Consider the following 23,436-nt stretch of genomic DNA (forward strand, 5'->3'; position numbering starts at 1 on the left):
CGGTACGAAGAACACGGCAGCGTCGGGGCGATGGTCGAGGGGATCACCGGTGAGCGGCAGCCTGGTCAGCGCAGGACTGGTGCCGGCCGGACCCGTGAGCTTCCTCGACGGCGTCCGGCTCGTCGACCACCACTGCCACAGCGTCGTCGCCGGGCCGCTCGACCGCCCCGGTTTCGAGGCCCTGCTCACCGAGGGCGCCGGCCCGGCCCCGGGCACGAGCAGCTTCGACTCCGCGCTGGGCTTCTCGGTGCGCCGCTGGTGCGCGCCCGCGCTCGACCTGCCCGCCCACACGGCGCCCGACGACTACCTCGCGCGGCGCGCCGAGCTCGGCCCCGACGAGGTCACGCGGCGCTTCCTCGGCGGCGCCGGGGTGGGCGCGGTGCTCGTCGACCACGGGCTCGCCCCGGACGACCTGCTGCCCCCGCCGCTGCTCGGTGCCGCGGCCGGCGCGTCGGTGGGGGAGATCGTGCGCCTGGAGGCCGTCGCGGAGGACGTCGCGGACGCCGGCGTGGCCGCCGCCGACTACGGCGACGCGCTGGTCGAGGCCGTGACCGTGCGCACCACCGACGGGCGCCGCCCGGTGCCCGTGGCCTGCAAGAGCGTGCTCGCCTACCGCGCCGGGCTCGACGTCGACCCGACCCGCCCGGAGCCCGACGAGGTGCAGAAGGCCGCCGACGGGTGGCTGCGCCGCCGCGCGGCCACCGGCGAGCCGCTGCGCGACCCGGTGCTGCTGCGCCACGGGCTGTGGGCCGGCATCGACACCGGGCTGCCGCTGCAGCTGCACACCGGTTTCGGCGACGCCGACGAGGACCTGCACCGCTCGAACCCGGCGCTGCTCGTGGGGCTGGCGCGCCTCGTCGAGCCGCTGGGCGTGCCCCTGATGCTGCTGCACTGCTACCCGTACCACCGCGAGGCGGCGTGGCTCGCGCAGGTGTTCTCGGTGGTGCACGTCGACGTGGGCCTCGCCGTGCCCTACGTCGGCCCGCGCGCGGCGACGGTCATCGCCGAGCTGCTGGAGCTGGCGCCCTACGGCAAGGTGCTCTACTCCTCGGACGCCTTCGGGCTCCCCGAGCTGCACCTGCTGGGGGCGCTGCGCTTCCGGTCGGCGCTGGGTGGTCTGCTGGAGCACCTCTGCGCGACCGACGAGCTCGCGCCCGCCGACGCCGAACGGGTGGCCACCATGATCGGGACCGACAACGCACGCCGCGTCTACGGGCGGATGCCGGTGTGACCCGTCCCGGTTCCGGGGGTCCCGTCCCCGCCGACCCGCCCCGCATCGACCCCGCGCTGCGGGCCGCCCTCGAGGCCGAGCTGGACGACGCGGTCGCGCTGCGCCACGCCCTGCACCGCGACCCGCGGCTCTCGGGTGACGAGGCCGACAGTCGCGACCTGGTGCTCGCCGCGCTCGCCGACGTGGCCCCGGACACGCCCGAGCTGGTCGCCGACACCGGCGCGATGCTGCGCCTCGGCCCGCCGCCGGGGGCCGGGCGGCCCGCGGTCGCGGTGCGCGCCGAGCTCGACGCCCTGCCCGTGGTCGAGCGCACGGGCCTGCCGTACAGCGCCACCGGGCCCGCGGCGCACGTCTGCGGCCACGACGTGCACGTCGCCGCGCTGGTCGCGGTCGCGCGGGCGATGGCGCGCGTCGGGCCGGAGCACCACGGGCCCGCCCCGCTGCTCGCGGTGTTCCAGCCCCGCGAGGAGAAGGCGCCCTCGGGGGCCTCCGACGTGGCCGCCGACCCGCGGTTCGCCGCCCACGAGGTCGGCGCGGTGCTCGGCGTGCACGTCCAGCCCGAGCTGCCCCGCGGCACGGTCTCGGTGCGCGGCGGGCCGGTGAACGCCTCGGCGGACGAGATCGAGATCGAGGTGCACGGCCGCGGCGGGCACGGCGGCTACCCGCACCGCACGCGCGACCCCGTGCTGGCGCTGGCCCAGATCGTCGCCGGCGTGCACCACATCGTCTCCCGCCGCGTCGACCCCATGGCCGCGGGCGTGATCACGCTCGGGCAGATGGAGGCCGGGTCGGCGCCCAACATCGTCCCGGAGACCGCCACCGCGCGCGGCACCGTCCGGGCGCTGGACGCGTCGCGCGACGAGCTGCTCGCGGCGCTGCGCGAGGTCGTCGAGAGCACCGCGCGGGCCTACGGCTGCTCGGCGACGCTCACGGTGGTGCCCAACGAGCCGGCCGTCGTCAACGACGAGGCGCTGGCCCTCTCCGTCGCGCGGGCGCTGGGGTCGCGCGGGGCGACCGACGCGGTCGACGGGAGCGGTGAACCGGGGACGGACGGTCTCGTGCTCGACACCACCTTCCGGTCCTGCGGCGCCGATGACTTCTCCCACTACGGTGAGGTCCTGCCGTCGCTGATGCTGTTCGTCGGCACCGCCGCCGCCGGGACCACACCCGGCGCCGGCCCGGGGCTGCACCACCCGGAGTTCTCGCCGGACGACGCCATGGTCGGCGAGGTCGCCCGGGCCCTGCTCGCCGCCGTGATCGCGGCGGGCGCCGCGCTGGCGCCCTCCGCGGACCCGGTGACGGCGGCCGCCCCGAACGGGTAGTCCCCGCCTCCCCGCCCCGCAGAGATCCCCACGGAGTACGAGTCGTGACCGAGATCCAGGCGTTCGCCCGCGAGTTCCTGCGCGACCCGCTCAACGTCGCCGCCCTGTTCCCCAGCCTCCCCCCGCTCTGCCGCCAGGCCGCCGCGCCGCTGCCCGAGACCGGCGACCCGGTGGTCCTCGACCTGGGCGCCGGCACCGGCCAGGTCACCGACGTGATCCAGGAGCGTCTCGGCGGCCGGGGACGCCACATCGCCGTCGAGTTCAACCCGCGCCTGGCCGCGGTCCTGGCCGAGCGCCACCCGAAGGTCGAGGTGATCTGCGACGACGCCCGCGCGGTGGTCGACCGGCTCCTCGCCGAGGGCGTGCGCTCCGACCTCACCGTCTCGGGCCTGCCGTGGCTCGCCACCGCCCCGCGCCGGGGCCGGACCATCTTCGAGCCGCTGGCCCGGCTGGCCGCCCCGAACGGTGCCGTGACGCAGCTCGCGCACGCCTGGATCCGGTTCTTCCCGGACGCGCGGAAGGTGCAGCGCAACCTCGAGGCCAACTTCGAGGAGGTCGTCGTGACGCGCACGGTGCTGGCGAACATCCCGCCGGCCGTCGTCTACGTGGCGCGCCGGCCGCGCATCCGGTGACGCGCGCGGACTGCGGCTCCTGCCCGCGTCCGTAGACTGGCGTGCCGAACCGTCTTGACCGATTTCGCCAGTCGAGGTGACCCGTGACGTTGCTGGACCGTGTCCGCACCCCTGCGGATCTGCGGGGGCTCGACGCGGACGAGGTCGTGGCCCTCGCCGCGGAGATCCGAGCGTTCCTGGTGGACAAGGTGTGCCGCACGGGCGGTCACCTGGGCCCGAACCTGGGCGTGGTCGAGCTGACCCTGGCGCTGCACCGGGTGTTCGACTCGCCGCGCGACGCGCTGATCTTCGACACGGGCCACCAGAGCTACGTCCACAAGATCCTCACCGGGCGCTCCGGCGACTTCGACGGCCTGCGCCAGGGCGGGGGCCTGTCGGGCTACCCGAGCCGCGCGGAGAGCGAGCACGACCTCGTCGAGAACTCCCACGCCTCGACGGCCCTGTCGTGGGCGGACGGGCTGGCCAAGGCCGACGCGCTGACCGGGCGCGACCGCTCCGTGGTGGCGATCGTCGGCGACGGCGCGCTCACCGGCGGGATGTGCTGGGAGGCGCTGAACAACATCGCCGCCGCCCCGGACCGGCCGGTCGTCATCGTCGTCAACGACAACGGGCGCTCCTACTCGCCGACGATCGGCGGGCTCTCGCGCAAGCTCACCGCGCTGCGCCTGCTGCCTCGCTACGAGCAGGTGCTCGAGCACGGCAAGCGCGCGGTGCAGCGCGTGCCCGTCGTGGGCTCGACGCTCTACTCGGCGCTGCACGCGGCCAAGGCCGGGGTCAAGGACGCGCTGAGCCCGCAGCCGCTGTTCGCCGACCTCGGGCTGAAGTACCTCGGCCCGGTCGACGGCCACGACGTCGAGGCCCTGGAGCACGCCCTCGGGGTCGCCCGCGACTTCGGCGGGCCGGTCGTGGTGCACGCGGTCACCGCCAAGGGCCGCGGGTTCGCCCCCGCCGAGGCCGACGAGGCCGACCTCATGCACTCCACCGGCGTGCTCGACCCGCAGACCGGGCTGCCGGTGGGCCCGAGCGCCCGCGACTGGACCACGGTGTTCACCGAGTCGATGCTCGAGCTGGGCCGGGAGCGCTCCGACATCGTGGCGATCACCGCGGCGATGCCCGGCCCGACCGGGCTCTCGGCGTTCGGCCAGGCCTACCCCGAGCGGCTCTTCGACGTCGGCATCGCCGAGCAGCACGCGATGACCTCCGCGGCCGGGCTCGCCGCGGGCGGGCTGCACCCCGTCGTCGCGATCTACTCGACGTTCCTCAACCGCGCGTTCGACCAGCTGCTCATGGACGTCGCGCTGCACCGGGCGCCGGTGACGATCGCGCTCGACCGCGCCGGGGTCACCGGCAGCGACGGCGCGAGCCACAACGGCATGTGGGACCTGTCGATCCTCGGGATCGTGCCGGGCCTGCGGGTGGCCGCCCCGCGCGACGCGGTGACGCTGCGCGAGGAGCTGCGCGAGGCCGTCGGCATCGACGACGGCCCCACGGCGCTGCGCTGGTCGAAGGGCGCGGTCCCCGCCTCGGTGCCCGCGGTCCGCACGCTCGGACCGGCGAGCGGGCCCGGGCGCGTCGACGTCCTCGCCGAGCCCCAGCGCCCCTCGCGCGCCGCCCCGCGCCCCACCGCCGTCGAGCGGCTCGGCGAGGCGGCGCTGCCCGACGTCCCGGACGTCCTGCTCGTGTGCGTCGGCGGCTTCGGCGAGCTCGGGGTGCAGGCCGCCGAGCGCCTGACCGCCCAGGGGATCGGCGTCACCGTCGTCGACCCGCGCTGGGTGCAGCCGGTGCCCGAGGCGCTCGCGACCCTGGCCGGCGAGCACCGTCTCGTGGTCACCATCGAGGACGGCGGACGCCACGGCGGCGTGGGCTCGGCGCTCGCCGAGGTGCTCTCCGCGGCCGACGTGGACGTCCCCGTACGGCGCCTCGGCCTCGACCAGGAGTTCCTCGCACACGCCTCGCGCGGGCAGGTCCTGGCGGCCGCCGGGCTCACCGACGCCGACGTCGCCCGCCGCGTCACCGAGTGGGTCTCGGGGCGCGACGCGCTCACCGTCCCGGACGCGGATCTCGCACGCTGACCTGGGCTTCTCCTCAGCCAACCCTCAGGTGAGCTGTGGCACCGTGGAGGGCGTGCGAGTACTGATCGTGGAGGACGAGCAGGCCCTGGCCGACGCCCTGGCGCGAGGGCTGCGACGCGAGGGGATGGCCGTCGACGTCGCGTACGACGGCGACGAGGGCAGCGAGAAGGTCGGCGTGACGCGCTACGACGTCGTCGTGCTCGACCGCGACCTGCCGGGGCGCTCGGGCGACGACCTGTGCGCCGAGATCGTCGGCGGGGTCACCCGCGTCATCATGCTCACGGCGAGCGGCACGCTGCGCGACAAGGTCGAGGGCCTCGCCCTCGGGGCGGACGACTACCTGCCCAAGCCCTTCGACTTCCCCGAGCTGGTCGCCCGCGTGCGCGCCCTGGGCCGCCGGGCCACCCCGGCCGTGCCGCCGGTGCTGCGCGCCGGCGACGTCGTGCTCGACCCCGCCAAGCGCACGGTCACCCGCCGCGAGACCACGCTCGAGCTCACCCGCAAGGAGTTCGGGGTGCTCGAGGTGCTCATGGCCGCGGGCGGCGCCGTGGTCAGCTCCGAGGAGCTGCTCGAGCGCGTCTGGGACGAGAACGCCGACCCGTTCACCACCACCGTGCGCGTCACCGTCATGACGCTGCGCAAGAAGCTCGGCGAGCCCGGCATCATCGACACGGTCGTGGGCTCGGGCTACCGGGTGCCGGCGGGGACCCCCGCCACGGTCTGATCCCCGGGTCCGCCGCCCTTCACGGGGTGCTGCGGGCCGCCCCGTAGCGTCACCGGCGTGACCGGATCGCCCGCCCTGCGCCGCGGCCCGGGGCTGCGCGTCCGGCTGACGCTCCTGGCCACCGGGCTGGTCGCCCTGGTCGCCGTGCTGCTGGTCTGGCTCGGCTGGGTGCTGGTCGGTGAGGTCGCCGCCGGCGTCCCGCAGCTCCCGCCCGACACCCCGGTGATCGTCGACGGCGTGCGCGTGCCGGCCGGGCAGCTCGCCGACGCGCTGACGAAGTCGGCGCGCACCGAGGTGCTGCGGCTCGGGTCGGTGGCGTTCGCGATGGTCGTCGTCGCGGCCGCGATCGTGTCCTGGGTGCTCGTGCGGCGCGTCCTGCGCCCGCTGCACGACGTCACGGCCACCGCGCGGCGGCTGTCGGCGGAGTCCCTCGACGCGCGCATCGGGGTCACCGGCCCCCGCGACGAGGTCGCCGAGCTGGCCGCGACCTTCGACGCCATGCTCGACCGGCTGCAGGCGGCGTTCGACGCCCAGCGCCGCTTCGTGGCCAACGCCAGCCACGAGCTGCGCACGCCGCTGGCCGTCCTGCGCACCGAGGTCGACGTGACGCTCGCCGACCCCGACGCGGACGTCACCGAGCTGCGGCGCATGGGCGAGGTGATCCGCGACGCCACCCGCCGCGCCGAGGACCTCGTCGCGGGCCTGCTGCTGCTCGCCCGCACCGAGGCCGCCGAGTCGGTCGCCGCCGAGCCCGTCGACCTCGCCGACACCGTGCCCGGCGCGCTCGACGCCGTCCGCGCCGAGGCCCGCGACCGCGGCCTGTCCGTGCGCACCGACCTCGCCGCCGCCGCCGTCGCCGGCGACCCCGCCCTGCTCGGGCGCGTGGCCGGCAACCTGCTCGAGAACGCCGTGCGCCACAACGTCGAGGGCGGCTGGCTCGCGGTGCGCACCGGCGTCGAGAACGGGCACGCGGTGCTCTCGGTGGCCTCGTCGGGGCCCGTGGTCGCGCCCGCGATGGTCGCCGAGCTCTTCGAGCCGTTCCGCCGCGGCGCCGGGCGCACCGGCAGCGGCACCGGGCTGGGCCTGTCGATCGTGCGGGCCGTGGCCCAGGCGCACGGCGGGCGCGCGCTGGCCGAGCCCGTGGAGGGCGGGGGCCTCCGGGTCAGTGTGCTGCTGCCGCCTCAGGAGTCCTGAGGGTCTCCGCCGTGGTCCCCGCTGTCCGGGTCGGCCTCCGGGGCCGGCACCCGCAACGCCTCGGCCAGCAGCGGGGCGGCGAGCTCCGCCTGCCAGGGACGCGCGCCCAGCTCGGCCAGCGCCGCCGCGACGCCGTCGGCGTCGGCGTCGGCGTCCGGCGGCGGCGCCCAGCAGAGGCGGCGCACGAGGTCGGGGGTCACGAGGTTCTCCACCGGGGTGCCGGTGCGCTCCGAGAGCCCGGCGAGGGCGGCGCGGGCGGCGGCGAGGCGCGCGGCGGCCGCGGGGTCCTTGTCGCCCCACCGGTGGGCGGGCGGCGGGCCGTCGGGCGGCGGGGCGCTGGCCGGCCACCCCGTGCGGGGCAGCGCGCGGGCGCGCTCGATCGCCGACCACCAGCGGTCCGCGAGGCGGCGCTGCGCGCGGCCCCGGAACACCGGCATCGCGACGAGGTCGTCGCGGCGGGCGGGCTCGCGCAGGGCGGCGTCGACGATCGCGGCGTCGGGCAGGAGCCGGCCCGGGGCGACGTCGCGGGTGGCGGCGAGCTCGTCGCGCGACCCCCACAGCTCGCGCACCACCGCCAGCGCGGCGGGTCGACGGATCTTGTGCACGCCGGAGGTGCGCCGCCACGGCTCGGCGCGCGGCGGCGGGGGAGGGGCGAGGCGCACGGCCTCGAACTCCTGCTGCGCCCAGGTGGTCTTGCCCTGGCGCTCGAGGTCGGCGGCCACCGCCTCGCGCAGCGGCACGAGCAGCTCGACGTCGAGGGCGGCGTAGGTCAGCCAGTCGTCGGGCAGGGGACGGCGCGACCAGTCGGCGGCGCCGTGGCCCTTCTGCAGCCGCACGCCCAGCAGGTGCTCGGTGAGCGGGCCGAGCCCGACGCGTGGGTAGCCGACGAGGCGCCCGGCGAGCTCGGTGTCGAACAGGGAGTCCGGGCGCATGCCGACCTCGGCGAGGCACGCCAGGTCCTGGGAGGCGGCGTGCAGCACCCACTCGACGCCGCGCAGGGCCTCGTCGAGCACGCCGAGGTCGCCGCCGCAGGCGATGGGGTCGACGAGGAAGGTGCCCGCGCCCTCGCGGCGCAGCTGCACCAGGTAGGCGCGGGCGGAGTAGCGGTACCCCGACGCCCGCTCGGCGTCGACCGCGACCGGACCGTGACCCGAGTCCAGCGCAGCGGCGGCGTCCGAGAGCGCGGCGCGGTCCGCGACGAGTGGCGGTACGCCCTCCGCCGGCTCGAGCAGGTCGACGACGGCGGCGTCGTCGGCGGGGTCGTCGGCGGGGTCGCCCGGCGTGTCGTCCTGCCCGCGCCGCGCGGGGTCCGTGTCTGCCGTCACGAAGGAGGCAGTCTGCCGCGCGTCGCCCGCCTCCGCGCGAGATCCGGGCGAACTCGCGGGCGTGTCGCGCACCGATCCACGGTCCGTGGTCGGGTCACGGACCCCACCGGCGTCACCGGCGGGGTCCGTGGACCGCACGACCGAGGCCGACCGCCCCGCAGCGGCGGTGGTCGACCTGCGTGCCCTCCCGCTCAGCGGATGACGCCGGCCCGCATGGCCAGCGCGACCATCTGCGCACGGTCGCCCGTGCCGAGCTTGCGCCCGATCCGCGAGAGGTGGCTCTTCACCGTCAGCGCCGAGAGGCTCAGCGCGTCGCCGATCTCCTTGTTGGAGCGCCCGTCGGCGACCAGCTGCAGCACCTCGACCTCGCGGGCCGAGAGCTCCCGCGGGGTGTTGTCGGTCGCCGGCACGCGCGTACCCGCCGCGAGCAGGGGAGCGACGGACGGGTCGGCGTAGAGGCCGCCCTCGAGGACCCGGCGCACGCCGTCGGTGACCACACCGGGCGACGCCGACTTGAGCAGGTACGCCTGGGCGCCCGCCTGGAACGCCGCACGGACCGCCGACGGGTCGTCGGAGGCCGCCAGCACGACGACGCGGTTCCAGCCCTGGGCGCGGAGCTCCGCGATCAGGTCCAGGCCGCTGCCGTCCGGCAGTCCGAGGTCGAGGATCGCGAGATCGCACGGCCCGGAGGCCAGGGCTCGCGTCCGGGCCTCGGAGATCGAGGCCGCCTCGTGGACGGTGCCCGCGCCCATCGAGGAGAGCCGCTGCGCGATCGCTTCACGCAACAGCGGGTGGTCGTCGACCACCAGCACGCTGAACATCTCTTCCCGCGGATGCGGGACCATGGCCGGCGGCAGCAGTCCGCTCGCGACGCCGCGAAGGGCCATGCCTGGGCCCACGGTTGCCACGTCGAGTACCTCCTAGAAGTCGGTCTTGCCCCCCGACATTCACGCACCGGGCCCCCGAACCATCGACCGCGCCGCCGATCGGACGAGGAAGTGCGTGCGAGAGAAGATATCCCCCCGGGCGAGTTAACGAGAGCATCAGGGCCAACTTCGCTCGGTGGAGTTTCCTGCGTTACGCGGTCGCGGTCACCCTTTGGAGTGGACAGACTCCTCGAAATCGTCTCGCAGTGACACTCGGTGTAACTGCGGCTACGGAGAGTGCCGAGTAGCGCCGACCGCTCCAGGGTCGCTGCAACCAACGCCCCAACGCCTCCGCGTGACGGTCGCAGTGGCAGCGGGCTGATCGGACGTGACCCTGTGCATCCCCCTGAGAGCGAGGGATGACCTGCGAAAGTGCGAAAGTAATTCCGACAGCGATACCGGTGGTACCGGGAGAATGTCAGCCGGAACGGCCGGCGCGACGAGCACCGAGCGTCGTGACGCCCTCCGGCGGAAGTCCCGCCGCGATGGCCAGGACGGCCGCGAACGCGTCACCGTGAGCCGTCAGGATCTCTTCGGTGGGTGTCCACGACGCGCGCAGCTCGAGGTCGTTCGCGTGGGTCGGCCCGCTGATGTCGCCGAAGCGGACCGAGGCCGTCTGGGTCACCGTGCCGCCCAGCGCCGTCCACGCCGCGCCCGAGTCGTCGAGCGCGCCGGTGAGCCACGACCACGCGACCTCGGGCAGCATCGGGTCGCCCGCGTGCTCCGGGTCGAGCTCGGCGCGTACGAACGACACCACGCGCAACGTGCCGTCCCAGGCGTCCTGGCCGTCCGGGTCGTGCAGGAGCACCAGGCGCCCCGTGACCACGACCTCGGCGTCGTCGACCTCGCCCGTGCCGGGCGGCAGGGGCGTCGCCAGCACCTCGGCGCTCCACGCCGCCGAGTACGGCGCCAGGCGCTGCGGCGGGCGCATCGTGCGCAGCTCGATCTCCGCGCGCGTCTGCAGCTCGCCGAGGGAGTCCACCGCGCGCCGGAACGTCTCGGGGTGGGTGGTGGGCGCCGTCACCTCGATGACAGTAGGCCGAACGGGTTCCGACGTGTACCTCCCACGCCGGGGCACCCCGGTCGGGCGCGGGCGCGGGGGCGGGGTGCGGGGGCCGGTGCGGGCGAGGGCGTCCCTCGCTGCGTCCCACGCACTCAAGGGGTCCCTCGCTCCGGTCACCACGCATCCGGGGCGTCCCTCGCTCCGATCACGGCGCCGCCGCGGGGGCCGTGGGAGGATGGACCCATCATGAGCAGGGCAGGGACCGTGGGCATCGATCAGCACCGTCGTGACCTCCCCAGGTCGCCCTTCCTGGCCGCCGCGCGGGGCGAGCGGCCCGCGCGCCACCCCGTCTGGTTCATGCGCCAGGCCGGGCGCTCGCTGCCCGAGTACCGGAAGGTCCGCCAGGGCACCGCGATGCTCGAGGCCTGCCTGACCCCGGACCTCGCCTGCGAGATCACGCTGCAGCCGGTGCGGCGCTACGGGGTCGACGCGGCGATCCTCTTCTCGGACATCGTGGTGCCGCTGAAGGCCGCCGGGGTCGGGGTCGACATCGTCACCGGTACCGGGCCCGTCGTGGAGCGCCCGGTGCGCTCGGCCGCCGACGTCGCGGCCCTGCCGGCGCTCGACGCCGACGGTGTCGCCCCGGTCGCCGAGGCGGTCCGCCTGCTCGTCCGCGAGCTCGGCGACACCCCGCTCATCGGGTTCGCCGGCGCGCCCTTCACGCTCGCCTCGTACCTCGTCGAGGGGGGCCCGAGCCGCAACCACGAGCGCACCAAGGCGCTGATGCACGCCGAGCCCGACACCTGGCACGCGCTGTGCTCCGCGCTGGCCGACACCACGCTGACCTTCCTGCGCGCCCAGATCGCCGCCGGCGTCGACGCCGTGCAGCTCTTCGACTCCTGGGCCGGGGCGCTCTCCGAGCGCGACTACCGCGAGCTGGTCATGCCGCACTCGGCGCGGGTGCTGGCCGGCCTCGCCGACGCCGGCGTGCCGCGCATCCACTTCGGGGTCGGCACCGGCGAGCTGCTCGGCGCGATGGGCGAGGCGGGCGCCGACGTCGTCGGGGTCGACTGGCGGGTGCCGCTCGACGTCGCCGCCGGGCGGGTCCCGCCCGGTACGGCCCTGCAGGGCAACCTCGACCCCGCGCTGCTCTTCGCCGGCCCGGACGTCGTCGAGCGCGAGGTCCGGCGGATCCTCGCCGAGGGAGCGGCCGCCCCGGGCCACGTGTTCAACCTCGGCCACGGCGTCCTGCCCGAGACCGATCCCGACGCGCTGGCGCGGGTGGTCGACCTCGTGCACGGGGTCGACCCGGCGTGACCCGCGTCCTCGTCGTCGGCGGCGGGGTGTCCGGGCTCGCCGCGGCCCACCGCCTGCGCACGCTGCTCGGGCCCGACGCGGACGTCGTCGTCGTGGAGGCCGCCCGCGCGCTCGGCGGCAAGCTCTCCGCCCTCGAGATCGGCGGCCGCCGGGTCGACGTCGGCGCCGAGGCGTTCCTGGCGCGGCGCCCCGAGGCCGTCGGGCGCATCGCCGAGCTCGGCCTGGGCGGCGATCTCGTGCACCCCGGCCGGGCGGCGTCGTCGCTGCAGGTCGGCGGGCGCGGGGTGGCGCTGCCCCCGCGCACGGTGATGGGGGTGCCCGGCGACCCCGACGTCGCCGCGCCCGCGCTGTCGCCGGCCGGGCTCGCCGCGCTGCGCGAGGACCGCCCGGGGGCCTGGGAACCGGGCGGGGACGTCGCGGTGGGCGCACTGGTGCGGGAACGGCTGGGCGACGAGGTCGCCGACCGGCTCGTCGACCCCCTGCTCGGCGGCGTCTACGCCGGGCGCGCCGACGGGCTGGGCCTGCGCGCCACCGTGCCCGCGCTGGCCGCCGCGCTCGACGCCGACCCGCGCTCGCTGCTCGCCGCCGCCCGCTCCTGCCTGCCCGCCGCGCCGGTCGAGGGGGCGGCGCCGAGCCCGGTGTTCGGGACCCTGCGCGGCGGTCTCGCCGACCTGCCCGCCACCCTCGCGCTCGCCGCCCGCGCCGACCTGCGCCTGGGCCGCACGGTCACCGGCCTCGAGCGCACCCCCACGGGCTGGCGCGCCACCATCGCCGATGCCGCCCCGATCGACGCCGACGCGGTGGTGCTCGCCGTGCCCGCCCCGGGCCTGCGCCGCCTGCTCGCCGACCACGCGCCCGGCGCCGCCCGGGCCGCCGGGGAGATCGAGCTGGCGTCCACCGCGCTCGTCGTCCTCGCCCTGCCCGCCGCCGCGGCGGCCCCGCTCGCCGGACGCTCCGGCGTGCTCGTCGGGGCGGGGGAGCGGCGCCCCGACGGCCTGCCCTGGACGATCAAGGCGGCCACCTTCAGCTCCGAGAAGTGGCCCCACCTCGCGCCCGGCCCCGCGTCCCGTCGAGACCCAGACGCCACCGCGGTGCTCCGGCTCTCGATCGGCCGCCACGGCGACGCGGGCTCGCTCGCCGCGCTGCGCCGTGACGACGACGACCTGGTCAGCGCGGCCCGCAGCGACCTCGCCGCGCTCACCGGTATCGAGGAGGTCCCCGTCGAGAGCGCGGTCGTGCGCTGGCCCGGCGGGCTGCCCCAGTACGGCGTCGGGCATCTCGACCGCGTCGCCGCCCTCGAGGGCGGGGTGGCCGCCCTGCCCGGGCTCGCGGTCGCCGGGGCGACGCTGCACGGGGTCGGCATCCCGGCCTGCCTGGCCACCGCCGACGCCGCGGCCCGCCGCGTCGCCGACCACCTCGCGGCGGCGGCGCACCGGCCCTGAGCGGAGGCCCGGCGTGACCAGGGCACACTGCGCCCATGACCGACCTCGCCCCCGACCTCGTCACCGCGCTCGGGGCCCACGACGACGAGGAACGCACCCGCGTCGTCGTCGACACGCTCGCGGAGGCGTTCGCCGACCTGATGACGTCGGCGCCCGCGGCGTTCCGCAACAAGTTCCGCAAGATGGCCGCCGAGCCGTTCGCGTTCTATCGCGGCAGCGCGCCGCTGTACTACGCCGACGTCGCCCGCCTCGACGACCCGTGGGTCGACGAGCGCACGCGGCGGGTCTGGATCCAGGGCGACCTGCACGCCGAGAACTTCGGCACCTACCTCGACGGCGACGGCGTGCTCGTCTTCGACGTCAACGACTTCGACGAGGCCTACGTGGCGCCGTGGACGTGGGACCTGCGGCGCCTGGTCGCGAGCGTCGCCCTGCTCGGCTGGTCGAAGGCGTTCTCCGACGCGGACATCGACGCGCTGAACGCCGCCTACCTGCGGGCCTACCTCGGCGCCGTGCGCTCGTTCTCCGGCGGCTCGGGCGAGCAGGAGTTCGCGCTGACCCGCCGCACCACCGACGGCCCGATCCACCACGCCCTGCAGCGCTCGCGGGAGAGCAGCCGGCGGGCCCTGCTCGACGGGCTGACCGAGATCGAGGGCGAGGACCGGGTGTTCCGCGCCGGGCCGGGCGTGCGCCGCCTCGACGACGACGAGTGCGCCGAGGTCGTCGCCGCCTACGAGGCCTATCTCGACACGATCCCGCCCGCGAAGCGCTGGCCCGGGCCGGCGTACGCCGTGCACGACGTCGTCGGGCGCAGCGGCTTCGGCATCGGCAGCGCGGGCCTGCCCGCCTACAACGTGCTCATCGAGGGGCCGACCGAGGCGCTCGACAACGACATCGTCCTGTCGATGAAGCAGGCCGTGCGCGCCGCGCCGAGCCGCGTGGTCGACGACCCCGAGATCGCGGCCTCGTTCCACCACCACGGGCACCGCACCGCCCTGTCGCGCCGGGCGCTGCAGGCGCACGCCGACCGGTTGCTCGGCTGGACCGAGATGCGCGGCGTGGGCTACGTCGTCAGCGAGCTCTCGCCGTACGAGAACGACCTCGACTGGGACGACCTCACCGAGCCCCGGGAGCTGCGCGACGTCCTGCACCACCTCGGGCGGGCCACCGCGCGGGCGCACTGCGTCTCCGACGCCGACGCCGATCAGGGCCTGGTCACGGCGCAGGTCGAGGACGCGATCCTGGCCGTGGTCGGCGACCGGGAGGACGCGTTCGTCGAGGACCTCGTCGCCTTCGGCCGGGGCTACGCCGGCGTGGTGCGCGACGACCACCGCCGCTTCGTCGAGGCCTTCCGCGCCGACCGTGTGCCGGGCGTCTCGAGCACGGAGGAATCGCTCTAGTCGACGGGTCGAGCTCTCGCTCCGCTTCGTCTCCCGCCGCTGGCAGGATGGGACACGTGGCCAGGCTGAACTACGACGAGCTGAACTCGACGATCCGCTACGCCATGTGGTCGGTGTTCCGCACCGACCCGGCGCGCCTGCCCGAGGACCGCGCGGCCCTCGGCGAGGAGGTCGCGGGCGTGCTCGACCAGGCCGAGGGCAAGGGTGTGGTCACCCGCGGGCTCTACGACCTCGCCGGCATGCGCGCCGACGCCGACTGGATGGTCTGGACCCACGCGCCGGACATCGAGTCGCTGCAGGCCACCTACACCGCGCTGCGGCGCACCGCGCTGGGGCGCGCGTCCACCCCGGTGTGGTCGTCGACGGCGCTGCACCGGCCCGCCGAGTTCAACAAGAGCCACCTGCCGGCGTTCATCGCGGGGGAGGAGCCCAAGGGCTACCTGTGCCTCTACCCGTTCGTCCGCTCGCTGGACTGGTACCTGCTGCCCGACGAGGAGCGGCGCACCATGCTCGCCGACCACGGCAAGGCGGCCCGCGGCTACGCCGACGTGCGCGCCAACACCGTGCCGGCCTTCGCACTCGGCGACTACGAGTGGATCCTCGCCTTCGAGTCCGACCAGCTCGACCGCATCGTCGACCTCATGCGCGACCTGCGGGCCACCGAGGCCCGGCGGCACGTGCGCGAGGAGGTGCCCTTCTTCACCGGCCCGCGCGTCTCCCCGGAGCAGCTCGTCACCTCGTTGCCGTAACGCCGACCGGAACAGGTGCCGTCCGGCGTACCGGACGAGCCGTACATCGATCAAGTTGTCGCCTCACGCAACGCGACGTGACATATTCCGTGTGTGGCGACCGTCGGCTTCCTGCACGTGGCGGCCGAGCACGTCCGGGAGGCGCGTCGCCTGCTCGCCGACCACGCGCCGGGCGTCGTCGACGTCCACCTGGTCGACCGCACGCTCCTGCGCCCCGGTCCCGACATCGCCACCCGCGTGGCCGCCCGGGTGGGCGAGCTCGTGGGCCGCGACGTCGACGCCGTCGTGTGCACCTGGCCGTACCTGACCGACCTCGTCGTGCGCGTCGCGCGCGAGCGGGGCATCGCGGCCCTGGGCGTCGAGGAGCTCGTCGCCCCGGCCGGTGGGGTGCTCGCCCTCAGCCGGTGAGGCCCAGCCGGTGGGGCTCAGTCGATGAGGTGCCAGGTGATGAGGTCGTGGATCTCCGCGGCCTGTTCCTCGCCGCGGCACGTGACCTCGTAGAACGTCCGCCCGACCTGGATCGCCACGGTGCGGGAGAAGATCGGCTCGTCCTCCGAGGAGACGTACGAGACCGTCGTGATCCGGCTGTAGGGCGCGGTGATCAGCGCGGCGCGGCCGCCGGGGAACGCGGTGTCGAGCAGGATCACGCGCCGGTTGGTGATGCCGCACAGCGCGATGCCGGCGCTCTCGCTGGAGTAGACGCCGTCGATCTGCTCCTCGGGCATGAGGCAGTCGCGGATGACGTCGTACTGGACCGTCTCGTCGAAGCGCGGCAGCCGGGCCGAGAGCGGGTGCGGGCGGCGTGGGTGGTGGTCCTGGGTGTTTCCGGGTCGGAGCGGGTGGCCCATCGACGGCATCGTCCTCTCTGCAACCTGCGGGGCGGGCCGCGAGGCGGGGTGGCCGTCTCCCGACGGTAGTGATCCTGCCCGTCCGTGCCCGCCCTCGGTGGCGTCGGACACCGGTGTCGGTGCCGAAAACCTCGCCGCGGGCCCGTCGACTGGGCCGTTCGGAGCAAGGTCAGGGGCGGCGGTACTCGAGCAGGAGGTGCTGGCCCCAGCGCGCCATCGACAGCGGCCGCACCGTCTCGGGGTGCGCGTCGACCCACTCCCAGACCGCCCGCAGCTCGGCGTCGTGGTCGAACAGGTCGTCGAAGTAGACCAGGGTGCCGGGCCGCAGGTGGCCCTCGAGCCAGTCGAGGACCTCGCGGGTGCTCGAGTAGAGGTCGCAGTCGACGTTGACGACCAGCTCGTCGTGCGGCGGCAGCTCGCGCCCCGGCAGCGTGTCGGAGAACCACCCGGCCACGATCTCGACCCGCGGGTCGTCGATCCGCGGCACCCGCCCGGTCGCGAAGCTGCCGGCCGGGGCGTCGGCGTGCCAGTCGTCGGGCAGGCCGTCGAAGCTGTCGAAGCCGATCATGCGGGCGCCGGGCGCGGCGAGGTGCTCGCTCCACCAGCGCAGGGTCCGGCCCTCGTGCACCCCGAACTCGAGGTAGAGCGGCCGCGGCGAGCGCAGGCGCTCCACGATCTCGCCGAACACCGCGAACCGGTCGCCGCGGTTGGGGACGTGCGCCTCCAGGCCGCCGATCCAGCTGCCCTGCTCCAGGGCGCCGAGCGCGGTGCGCAGCCCCGTCAGCTGGCGGGGCGAGAGCTTCCGGCCCGCCGCCACGAGCAGCCGGCGGGGCTGGACCGGGGCGAGGTGGCGGGCGAGGGCCCGCATCACCCGGCGGGGACGGTCGCGGGACGTGAGCGCGGCAGTCATCGGCCGGGCAGCGTAACGATCCGCCGGTGGACGAACGGCCCCCGGGGGAGGACGGGTCAGGCCGTGGGCTCCAGGCGCAGGCTCACCGAGTTCATGCAGTAGCGCTGGTCGGTGGGCGTGCCGTAGCCCTCGCCGCTGAAGACGTGGCCGAGGTGCGAGTGGCAGGTCGCGCACAGGACCTCGACGCGCGTCATGCCCATCGAGCTGTCCTCGCGCAGGATCACGTTGTCGTCGGCGGACGGCGCGTAGAACGACGGCCACCCGCAGTGCGAGGCGAACTTGGTCTCGGAACGGAAGAGCTCGGCGCCGCAGGCACGGCAGGAGTACACGCCCTCGGTGAAGACCTCGTCGTACTCGCCGGTGAAGGGGCGCTCGGTCCCCGCCCGGCGCAGCACCTGGTACTCCTCGGGCGTGAGCTGCTCGCGCCACTCCGCGTCGGACTTGCTGACCTTCGGGGTGCCGATCGAGGCGTCACTGCTCATGCATCCAGGCTAATACGGCAGGCACGCCTCTAGAGGGCCGTGCCGAAGACCACCTCGAGCACTTCGAAGATCACGAAACCGGTGCCGAGGAGCACCAGCGCGACGAGGACGATCGCCGCGAGACGACGGGTGCCGTCCGCGCGGTTGGCCGAGTCGGCGAAGTCCCGGACCCCGGCGAGCTGCCCCTCCACGGTGAACGCCGCCGGTCCGACGTGCTCCATCCGGTCGAGATGGGCGGCGAAGGCGCGCGCCTCGGGATCATCCGGGTCCAGACCGACGAGATCGTCGGCGAACCGCCCGGGCGGGCCCGCGGGCTCGCCCGGCCCCGTCCCCGATGTCCCGGAAACGCCCCCACCTGGGCCTTTCGACGCACTCATCGCCCCACGGTACCCGCACCACTTCCCGTCGGGCCTACCCTGGTCGCATGAGCACGGAGACCTCGGCGCCCACGAAGCTCGACGCACAGCTCTGCTTCGCGCTGCACGACGCCTCCCGCGCGATCGCGGCGTCCTTCCGCCGCGGGCTCGCCCCCCTCGGCCTGACGTACAGCCAGTACGTCGTGCTGCTGGTCCTGTGGGAGAACGGGCCGACCACCATGGGCCGGCTCTGCCGCGAGCTGCACCTCGACAGCGGCACCCTCTCGCCGCTGCTGCAGCGCCTCGAGGAGCGCGGCCGCGTCGCCCGGCGCCGCCGTCCCGAGGACGAGCGCACCGTCGAGGTCACCTGCACCCCCGACGGCGACGCCCTGCGCGAGCCGGTGCTGGAGATCCAGCGCCGCGTGGCGGCCGAGACGGGCATGGACACCGACGACATCGACCGTCTGCGCGGCGAGCTCCAGGCGCTCGCCGACCGGCTGCGCACCGCCGACGAGACCGGCGTCACCGGCGGGGACGAGTAGACCGCCGCCGTGGCGAAGTCCCCGGCGGAGGAGCTCGACGTCGACGGTCTGACCGTCCGCGTCACCAATCCCGACAAGGTCTACTTCCCGGACCGCGGGATCACCAAGCGGCAGGTCGTCGAGCACTACGTCGCGGTCCGCGAGCCGCTGCTCGCCGTGCTCTACGAGCGCCCGACACACCTCAAGCGGTTCGTCGACGGGGTGACCGGCGAGTTCTTCTACCAGAAGCGCGTGCCCAAGGGCGCTCCCGAGTGGGTCGACACCGTCGAGGTCCGGTTCCCCAGCGGCCGCCCGGCGACGGAGATCTGCCCGACCCGGACCGCGGTGCTGCCGTGGGCGGCCAACCTCGGCACGTTCGACTTCCACCCCTGGCCGGTGCGCCGCGGCCGGGTCGACCAGCCCGACGAGCTGCGCATCGACCTCGACCCGCAGCCCGGCACCGACTTCGCCGACGCGGTGCGCGTCGCCGGCGTGCTGCGCGAGGTCCTCGACGACGCGGGCCTGCACGGGCGGCCGAAGACCTCGGGCGGGCGCGGCATCCACGTGCTCGTGCCGGTGCGCCCCGAGTGGGACTTCGTCGGCGTCCGGCGCGCGGTGATCGCGCTGGCCCGCGAGGTCTGCCGGCGCATCCCGTCGCAGGCCACCGTGGACTGGTGGAAGGAGGAGCGCGGCGAGCGCGTGTTCCTCGACTACAACCAGGCCGCCCGCGACCGGACGATCGCCTCGGCGTGGTCGGTGCGCGGCACCCCGCGCGCCACGGTCTCGATGCCGCTGCGCTGGGACGACCTCGCCGACGTCGACCCCGACGACTTCGACGTCCTCACCGCCGCCGGCGTCCTGGCCGAGCGCGGCGACGCCCTGGCGGGCCTGCACGACGACCCGGGCAGCCTCGAGACCGTGCTCGAGTGGGTGGAGCGCGACCAGCGCGACCACGACCTCGGCGACCTGCCCTACCCGCCCGAGTACCCCAAGATGCCCGGCGAGCCCAAGCGTGTGCAGCCCAGCCGGAGCCGCGCCGACACCACGGGCAAGACGGTCACCTGACCTCGCGCTGCGGGGAGCCGGCGAACCGCCCGGGAGGCGGCCCGCCGGGTCCCGGTCGCGACTACGCCGCCTCGACCTTCGGCATGATGTCGTTCTTGATCCGCTTGAGGTCGTCGAGCGTCTTCGACACCGGCACGTCGGTGAACGGCGGCCAGATCAGCGGCATCGTCAGGCCGGCCTCCTTGTAGGCCTTGAGCCGGTCGGTGAGCTGCTTCTCGGTGCCCACCAGCAGGTTCGACGGGACGCCGTTGTCGCTCTGGTCCATCTCCGTGTCGGTGATGACCGTCCAGATCATGGAGCAGATCTCGAGGTCCTTGGACCGCTTCGGGCTGCCGATCTCCTCGAACTGCTGGTCGATGGCGGTGAGCCACTTGCCGAGGCCGTCGGGCGAGTCCTGGATGCCGATCCAGCCGTCGAGGTCGTACTTCGTGATCCGCTTCGCCGAGCGCAGCGGGTCCTTGAGGCCGCTCATGAAGATCGGCGGGCGCGGCTGCTGCAGCGGCTTCGCGCCGAACCCGCAGCGCTCGAAGTCGGCGAACTCGCCGTGGTACTCGAAGAGGTCGTTGCCCCAGACGCCCTGCAGGACCTCGATCGTCTCACGGACGTGCTTGTGCCGCTTCGGGAAGATGTGCGCGGCGCTCGCGGCCGCGAACTCCTCGGGCATCCACCCGGCGCCGAGGCCGACGTTGAGCCGGCCCCCGGAGAGGTGGTCGATCGTCGCCAGCTCCGCGGCGAGGACGCCCGGGGCGCGGAACGGCGTGTCGATGATGCTCTGCCCGATGCGGACCTTCGAGGTCCGCGCGGCGAGCCAGGGCAGCAGGGGGTAGCCCTGGAACCACTGGCCGCGCGCCTGCACCGGCAGGGCGTGCGGCAGGCCGTCCATCATGCCGAAGGTGTGCTGGAGCTCCTCGCGGTCGGAGGCCTCCGGCACGACGATCCGGTCGAGCGTCCAGACGGAGTCGAAGTCGAGCTCCTCCGCGAGGTCGGTGAGGTCCTCGAGCTCCTTGATCGTCACCTCGGTGCGGAAGTTCGGCAGGTAGAGAGCGAGCTTCATCGGGGAACGGCCTCCTCGCCGTGGATGTCAGGCGCGTCACACTTCGCCCGGAAACGCTCCCGCACCTGTTGATCAGAAGCAAGCAGGTCGCGCACAACCGGCCGCGCGGTCCGGCGCGCCCGGCGGCCCCCTCGCCGGCCCCCGCAGCGCGTGGCTACCCGCGCCGCTCCGGCGGGGCGATGAGGTAGTTGTGGACCTCGAGCACGCGCACCTCGGGCGGGGCGATGTCGAGCCGGCCGAGGACCGGTCCGAGCCGGTCGTCCACGAAGCGCCGGAACGCCTCGGCGGACTCCCAGACGTCCACCCCGCGGAACCCGTCCTCGGTGGGCGTCGCGAAGTGGAACAGGCAGCCCGGCTCCGAGGGGCCGCCCGGCCGGAAGTCGAGGCGCCCGAGCAGGTCGTCGTACACCGCCATCGAGACACCGTGGAAGGTCGTCTCCACCGCCGTCGCCATCGCGGGTCCCCTCTCCGAGTCTGGACAGCTGGGGACAGCCCAGCATAATGAGATGCCGATCACACTCCACCCCGAGGGGGACACCCATGGCCGACGCGGACGAGAGCGGGCCGCCGGTCTTCCGGTTGATCTACCAGAGCCACAGCCGCATCCCGAAGACCGACCGCCCGACGGTCCTCGGTGAGATCTTCAGCCAGGCCCGCGCGAACAACAAGGGCGCGGACATCACCGGCGCGCTGCTGATCACCGATCACTACTTCGCCCAGGTCCTCGAGGGGCCGCAGAGCAACGTGGAGGAGCTCTACGGGCGGATCAGCGCCGATCCCCGGCACGAACGCCTGGCGGTCCTGGACTCCGGGACCGTCGAGCACCGCGCGTTCGGCAAGTGGTCCATGGCCCAGGTCTCGGCGGCCGGCCACGCGGACATCCCGCTGCACACGGCCAACGGCCAGATCCACCCGGCCGCGCCGAGCCATCTCACCGCCGAGCAGAGCAAGGTCTTCGCGACCATGCGCAACGCGATCGGCGCCGACACGGTCTGACCCGGGCCATGCCGGCCTCGCCGGTCGCTGACGGGGGGCTGCCCGTGGGCGGCCCTGCCCGCCGGAGCCCGGTGCCCCGCGAGGACGCCGCGCACAGCGTCCGGCTGGTGGCCGTGGCGTTCGGCGTCACGGTGGTGGTCACGCGGCTCTACCTCGCCCTGACCGACTACCCGCAGATCGGCGGCGGGGAGTACCACCTCGCGCACGCGCTCTGGGGCGGGCTGCTGCTGCTCGTGGGCGGGCTGACCGCGCTGGCCTGGAGCAACCGTTGGGTGTCGACGGCGACCGCGGTGTGCGTGGGCGCCGGGTCGGGGCTGTTCGTCGACGAGGTCGGCAAGTTCATCACCGCCCGCAACGACTACTTCACCCCGCTGGCCGCGCCGATCATCTACGCGGTCTTCCTGGGCGTGCTCGGCCTCGCGCTGCTGGCGCGCCGCGCGCGCCGGGACCGGCCGCGGGTGCTCGCGTACTCGGTCGCGGTCCGGTCGACGGAGCTCGCCGACGGCCCGCTGCGGCCTGCCGACCGCGCCGCGCTGCTGCGCGGCCTCGACGCGCTGGCGACGCAACCCTCGCGTCCCGACCTCGTCGCCTGGGCCACGGCGCTGCGCCCGGTCGTGGAGGCCGCCCCGGTCGAGGAGCCACTGAGCCGGATCCAGGGCCGGACCCGCCCGCTGATCGCCGGGCTCCTGCGCGCCGAGGCCGTGCTCGTGCCCCGCTGGGTGCACCGGCTGGTGCTGGTCGCGGGGTCGGTGCTGCTCGGGCTCGTCTCGCTGGTCGGCCTCGTGGTGCTGCTCGCGCTGTGGAGCAGCGACCCGGACGTGCAGATCGTCCTCGACGACCGGACCCTCCCGCCGGGCAGCAGGCCGCCGGCGCTGGTGGTCGCCTCGGCCGGGGAGGCGGTCGTGGGGGTGCTGCTGCTCGTCGCCGCGGGCGCGCTGCTGCTGGGGCGCGACCGGGTGGGCGTGCGGCTCTGCCGGATCGGGCTGCTGGTGGCGCTCGCCGGGGTCAACGTCGCGCTGGGCTACCTCGACGCCGAGCTCGTCGTGGTCGCCGTCGTGGTGGAGCTGGCCCTGCTCGTGCTCGCCGACCGCTACCGGACACGGTTCCCGGAGATCAGCCCGCCCTGACCCGGCGGCCCTCCGCCCGCGCGTGGGCGAAGCGCAGCGTCGTCGCCAGCCACAGCAGGACGTCGTGCAGGCGCAGCCGGGTGGGGCGGGCGTCGCCGACCTCGGCGCGGACCGCCGCCTCCAGCTCGCCGAACGCGGCCGCGTTGGCGCGCAGCTCGCGGCGCACGACGGCCTCGACGCCGCTGTCGCCCTCCTCGAGGTGGGGGAGCAGCGCGCGCCGGGTGGTCCGGGTCAGGTGCGGGACGAGGGCGGGCCGGCGGTGGTGCAGCGCGGCGAGGACGTGCCCGGCGTGCGGCCCCGCGTCGTGACCGGCCCGGCGCAGCAGCGCCCCGACCGTGCCGGGCTCGCCGAGCACCGAGAGCTCGTCGTCGGGCAGGTCCCAGAAGGCGTGGCCGTCGGCGCGGGCCGCCAGCTCGCGCTCCAGCGGGGCGAGCGCGCCCAGCGCGTCGTGCACCGCGTGCCAGCCGGTCGGGTCGAGGCGCCCGTGCAGGCCCTCGCCGAGCAGGACGTCGGCGTCGAGGTTCTCCGCCGGCGGGCAGGCGTCGAACCGCGACCACCCGTAGGCGGGCACCTGCGCCCACCGGCCCTCCGGCACGCCGGGGGAGCGGAACCGCAGCCAGCGCGTCCCGCGGGCGTAGCCGACGACCGCGTCGCGGGCCTCGTCCACCGCCAGCGGCTCGGGGCCGAGGCTGGGCAGGGACAGGACGGTCCGCGTCCACCGCGCCGCTGTCACGGCTCCA

General features: G+C 75.3%; 25 protein-coding genes. 15 read left to right on the forward strand and 10 right to left on the reverse strand.

What is annotated here, in order from left to right; genetic code table 11:
* Positions 1 to 49 precede the first annotated feature (49 nt).
* The 6 genes from PHK61_RS00270 (at position 50) to PHK61_RS00295 (ending at position 7,175) form a co-directional block, all read left to right on the forward strand.
* Positions 50 to 1,231, forward strand: a complete 1,182-nt coding sequence (locus tag PHK61_RS00270) for an amidohydrolase family protein (protein ID WP_274278961.1) — start codon at positions 50 to 52, stop codon at positions 1,229 to 1,231.
* Positions 1,228 to 2,553 (forward strand): M20 metallopeptidase family protein, encoded by a 1,326-nt coding sequence (locus tag PHK61_RS00275; protein WP_274278962.1) that lies wholly within the window; start codon positions 1,228 to 1,230, stop codon positions 2,551 to 2,553. The genes PHK61_RS00270 and PHK61_RS00275 overlap by 4 nt, the downstream gene beginning before the upstream one ends.
* A 44-nt stretch (positions 2,554 to 2,597) precedes the next feature.
* Positions 2,598 to 3,185, forward strand: coding sequence for a class I SAM-dependent methyltransferase (locus PHK61_RS00280; RefSeq protein WP_274278963.1), 588 nt, complete (start codon positions 2,598 to 2,600; stop codon positions 3,183 to 3,185).
* 83 nt (positions 3,186 to 3,268) lie between these two features.
* Positions 3,269 to 5,257, forward strand: a complete 1,989-nt coding sequence (gene dxs / locus PHK61_RS00285) for a 1-deoxy-D-xylulose-5-phosphate synthase (RefSeq protein WP_274278964.1) — start codon at positions 3,269 to 3,271, stop codon at positions 5,255 to 5,257.
* A gap of 52 nt (positions 5,258 to 5,309) precedes the next feature.
* Positions 5,310 to 5,981 carry a response regulator transcription factor gene (locus PHK61_RS00290; RefSeq protein WP_274278965.1) on the forward strand — a complete coding sequence of 224 codons (672 nt, stop codon included), beginning with the start codon at positions 5,310 to 5,312 and terminating at the stop codon, positions 5,979 to 5,981.
* Between the two features lie 57 nt (positions 5,982 to 6,038).
* The gene (locus PHK61_RS00295; protein ID WP_274278966.1) at positions 6,039 to 7,175 is read left to right on the forward strand and encodes a sensor histidine kinase; all 1,137 of its coding nucleotides are present in this window, start codon (positions 6,039 to 6,041) and stop codon (positions 7,173 to 7,175) included.
* Here PHK61_RS00295 and PHK61_RS00300 read toward each other — a convergent pair.
* The 3 genes from PHK61_RS00300 to PHK61_RS00310 form a co-directional block, all read right to left on the reverse strand.
* Entirely contained in the window at positions 7,163 to 8,500 is a 1,338-nt protein-coding gene (locus tag PHK61_RS00300) for an HRDC domain-containing protein (protein WP_420791327.1), read from the reverse strand. The two genes, PHK61_RS00295 and PHK61_RS00300, sit on opposite strands and share 13 nt — an antisense overlap.
* Before the next feature lie 191 nt (positions 8,501 to 8,691).
* Positions 8,692 to 9,408 carry a response regulator gene (locus PHK61_RS00305; RefSeq protein ID WP_378014962.1) on the reverse strand — a complete coding sequence of 239 codons (717 nt, stop codon included), beginning with the start codon at positions 9,406 to 9,408 and terminating at the stop codon, positions 8,692 to 8,694.
* A 436-nt stretch (positions 9,409 to 9,844) separates the two neighbouring features.
* On the reverse strand, positions 9,845 to 10,450 hold the full coding sequence (locus PHK61_RS00310) for a DUF3000 domain-containing protein (RefSeq protein ID WP_274278967.1): 606 nt from the start codon (positions 10,448 to 10,450) through the stop codon (positions 9,845 to 9,847).
* Between the two features lie 225 nt (positions 10,451 to 10,675).
* Here PHK61_RS00310 and hemE point away from each other — a divergent pair, with 225 nt between their 5' ends.
* The 5 genes from hemE (at position 10,676) to PHK61_RS00335 (ending at position 15,745) form a co-directional block, all read left to right on the forward strand.
* Positions 10,676 to 11,746 carry a uroporphyrinogen decarboxylase gene (gene hemE / locus PHK61_RS00315; RefSeq protein WP_274278968.1) on the forward strand — a complete coding sequence of 357 codons (1,071 nt, stop codon included), beginning with the start codon at positions 10,676 to 10,678 and terminating at the stop codon, positions 11,744 to 11,746.
* Positions 11,743 to 13,188, forward strand: coding sequence for a protoporphyrinogen oxidase (gene hemG, locus PHK61_RS00320; RefSeq protein WP_274278969.1), 1,446 nt, complete (start codon positions 11,743 to 11,745; stop codon positions 13,186 to 13,188). The genes hemE and hemG overlap by 4 nt, the downstream gene beginning before the upstream one ends.
* Positions 13,189 to 13,223: 35 nt before the next feature.
* The gene (locus tag PHK61_RS00325; protein ID WP_274278970.1) at positions 13,224 to 14,588 is read left to right on the forward strand and encodes a DUF2252 domain-containing protein; all 1,365 of its coding nucleotides are present in this window, start codon (positions 13,224 to 13,226) and stop codon (positions 14,586 to 14,588) included.
* A 56-nt stretch (positions 14,589 to 14,644) separates the two neighbouring features.
* Positions 14,645 to 15,337: a hydrogen peroxide-dependent heme synthase gene (gene hemQ, locus PHK61_RS00330; protein WP_274278971.1), complete on the forward strand. Its 693-nt coding sequence runs from the start codon at positions 14,645 to 14,647 to the stop codon at positions 15,335 to 15,337.
* 93 nt (positions 15,338 to 15,430) lie between these two features.
* Positions 15,431 to 15,745 carry a hypothetical protein gene (locus PHK61_RS00335; RefSeq protein WP_274278972.1) on the forward strand — a complete coding sequence of 105 codons (315 nt, stop codon included), beginning with the start codon at positions 15,431 to 15,433 and terminating at the stop codon, positions 15,743 to 15,745.
* 17 nt (positions 15,746 to 15,762) lie between these two features.
* Here the strand turns inward: PHK61_RS00335 and PHK61_RS00340 are convergent, their stop codons facing one another.
* From PHK61_RS00340 to PHK61_RS00355, 4 genes are all read right to left on the reverse strand, one after another.
* On the reverse strand, positions 15,763 to 16,185 hold the full coding sequence (locus tag PHK61_RS00340; RefSeq protein ID WP_274278973.1) for a PH domain-containing protein: 423 nt from the start codon (positions 16,183 to 16,185) through the stop codon (positions 15,763 to 15,765).
* A 169-nt stretch (positions 16,186 to 16,354) separates the two neighbouring features.
* A complete protein-coding gene (locus tag PHK61_RS00345; RefSeq protein ID WP_274278974.1) occupies positions 16,355 to 17,095 on the reverse strand; it encodes a class I SAM-dependent methyltransferase in 741 nt (246 codons plus the stop codon).
* 56 nt (positions 17,096 to 17,151) lie between these two features.
* Complete coding sequence (gene msrB, locus PHK61_RS00350; RefSeq protein WP_274278975.1) at positions 17,152 to 17,577, reverse strand: peptide-methionine (R)-S-oxide reductase MsrB; 426 nt, start codon at positions 17,575 to 17,577, stop codon at positions 17,152 to 17,154.
* A 29-nt stretch (positions 17,578 to 17,606) separates the two neighbouring features.
* Positions 17,607 to 17,954 (reverse strand): hypothetical protein, encoded by a 348-nt coding sequence (locus PHK61_RS00355; protein ID WP_274278976.1) that lies wholly within the window; start codon positions 17,952 to 17,954, stop codon positions 17,607 to 17,609.
* Between the two features lie 47 nt (positions 17,955 to 18,001).
* On the opposite strand from PHK61_RS00355, the gene PHK61_RS00360 reads away from it, so the two are divergent.
* Complete coding sequence (locus PHK61_RS00360) at positions 18,002 to 18,475, forward strand: MarR family winged helix-turn-helix transcriptional regulator (protein WP_274278977.1); 474 nt, start codon at positions 18,002 to 18,004, stop codon at positions 18,473 to 18,475.
* A gap of 9 nt (positions 18,476 to 18,484) precedes the next feature.
* Entirely contained in the window at positions 18,485 to 19,519 is a 1,035-nt protein-coding gene (gene ligD / locus PHK61_RS00365) for a non-homologous end-joining DNA ligase (protein ID WP_274278978.1), read from the forward strand.
* Between the two features lie 61 nt (positions 19,520 to 19,580).
* On the opposite strand, the gene PHK61_RS00370 is transcribed toward ligD, so the two are convergent.
* Positions 19,581 to 20,573, reverse strand: coding sequence for an LLM class flavin-dependent oxidoreductase (locus tag PHK61_RS00370; protein ID WP_274278979.1), 993 nt, complete (start codon positions 20,571 to 20,573; stop codon positions 19,581 to 19,583).
* Positions 20,574 to 20,727: 154 nt separating this feature from the next.
* The gene (locus PHK61_RS00375) at positions 20,728 to 21,027 is read right to left on the reverse strand and encodes a hypothetical protein (RefSeq protein WP_274278980.1); all 300 of its coding nucleotides are present in this window, start codon (positions 21,025 to 21,027) and stop codon (positions 20,728 to 20,730) included.
* A gap of 86 nt (positions 21,028 to 21,113) precedes the next feature.
* On the opposite strand from PHK61_RS00375, the gene PHK61_RS00380 reads away from it, so the two are divergent.
* Positions 21,114 to 21,569 carry a BLUF domain-containing protein gene (locus PHK61_RS00380; RefSeq protein WP_274278981.1) on the forward strand — a complete coding sequence of 152 codons (456 nt, stop codon included), beginning with the start codon at positions 21,114 to 21,116 and terminating at the stop codon, positions 21,567 to 21,569.
* Between the two features lie 44 nt (positions 21,570 to 21,613).
* Positions 21,614 to 22,696, forward strand: a complete 1,083-nt coding sequence (locus tag PHK61_RS00385; protein ID WP_274278982.1) for a hypothetical protein — start codon at positions 21,614 to 21,616, stop codon at positions 22,694 to 22,696.
* On the opposite strand, the gene PHK61_RS00390 is transcribed toward PHK61_RS00385, so the two are convergent.
* Positions 22,683 to 23,429, reverse strand: coding sequence for a hypothetical protein (locus PHK61_RS00390; RefSeq protein ID WP_274278983.1), 747 nt, complete (start codon positions 23,427 to 23,429; stop codon positions 22,683 to 22,685). The two genes, PHK61_RS00385 and PHK61_RS00390, sit on opposite strands and share 14 nt — an antisense overlap.
* Between the last annotated feature and the right edge of the window lie 7 nt (positions 23,430 to 23,436).

The sequence above is a fragment of the Actinomycetospora lutea genome, from assembly GCF_028737205.1.
GTDB lineage: Bacteria > Actinomycetota > Actinomycetes > Mycobacteriales > Pseudonocardiaceae > Actinomycetospora > Actinomycetospora lutea.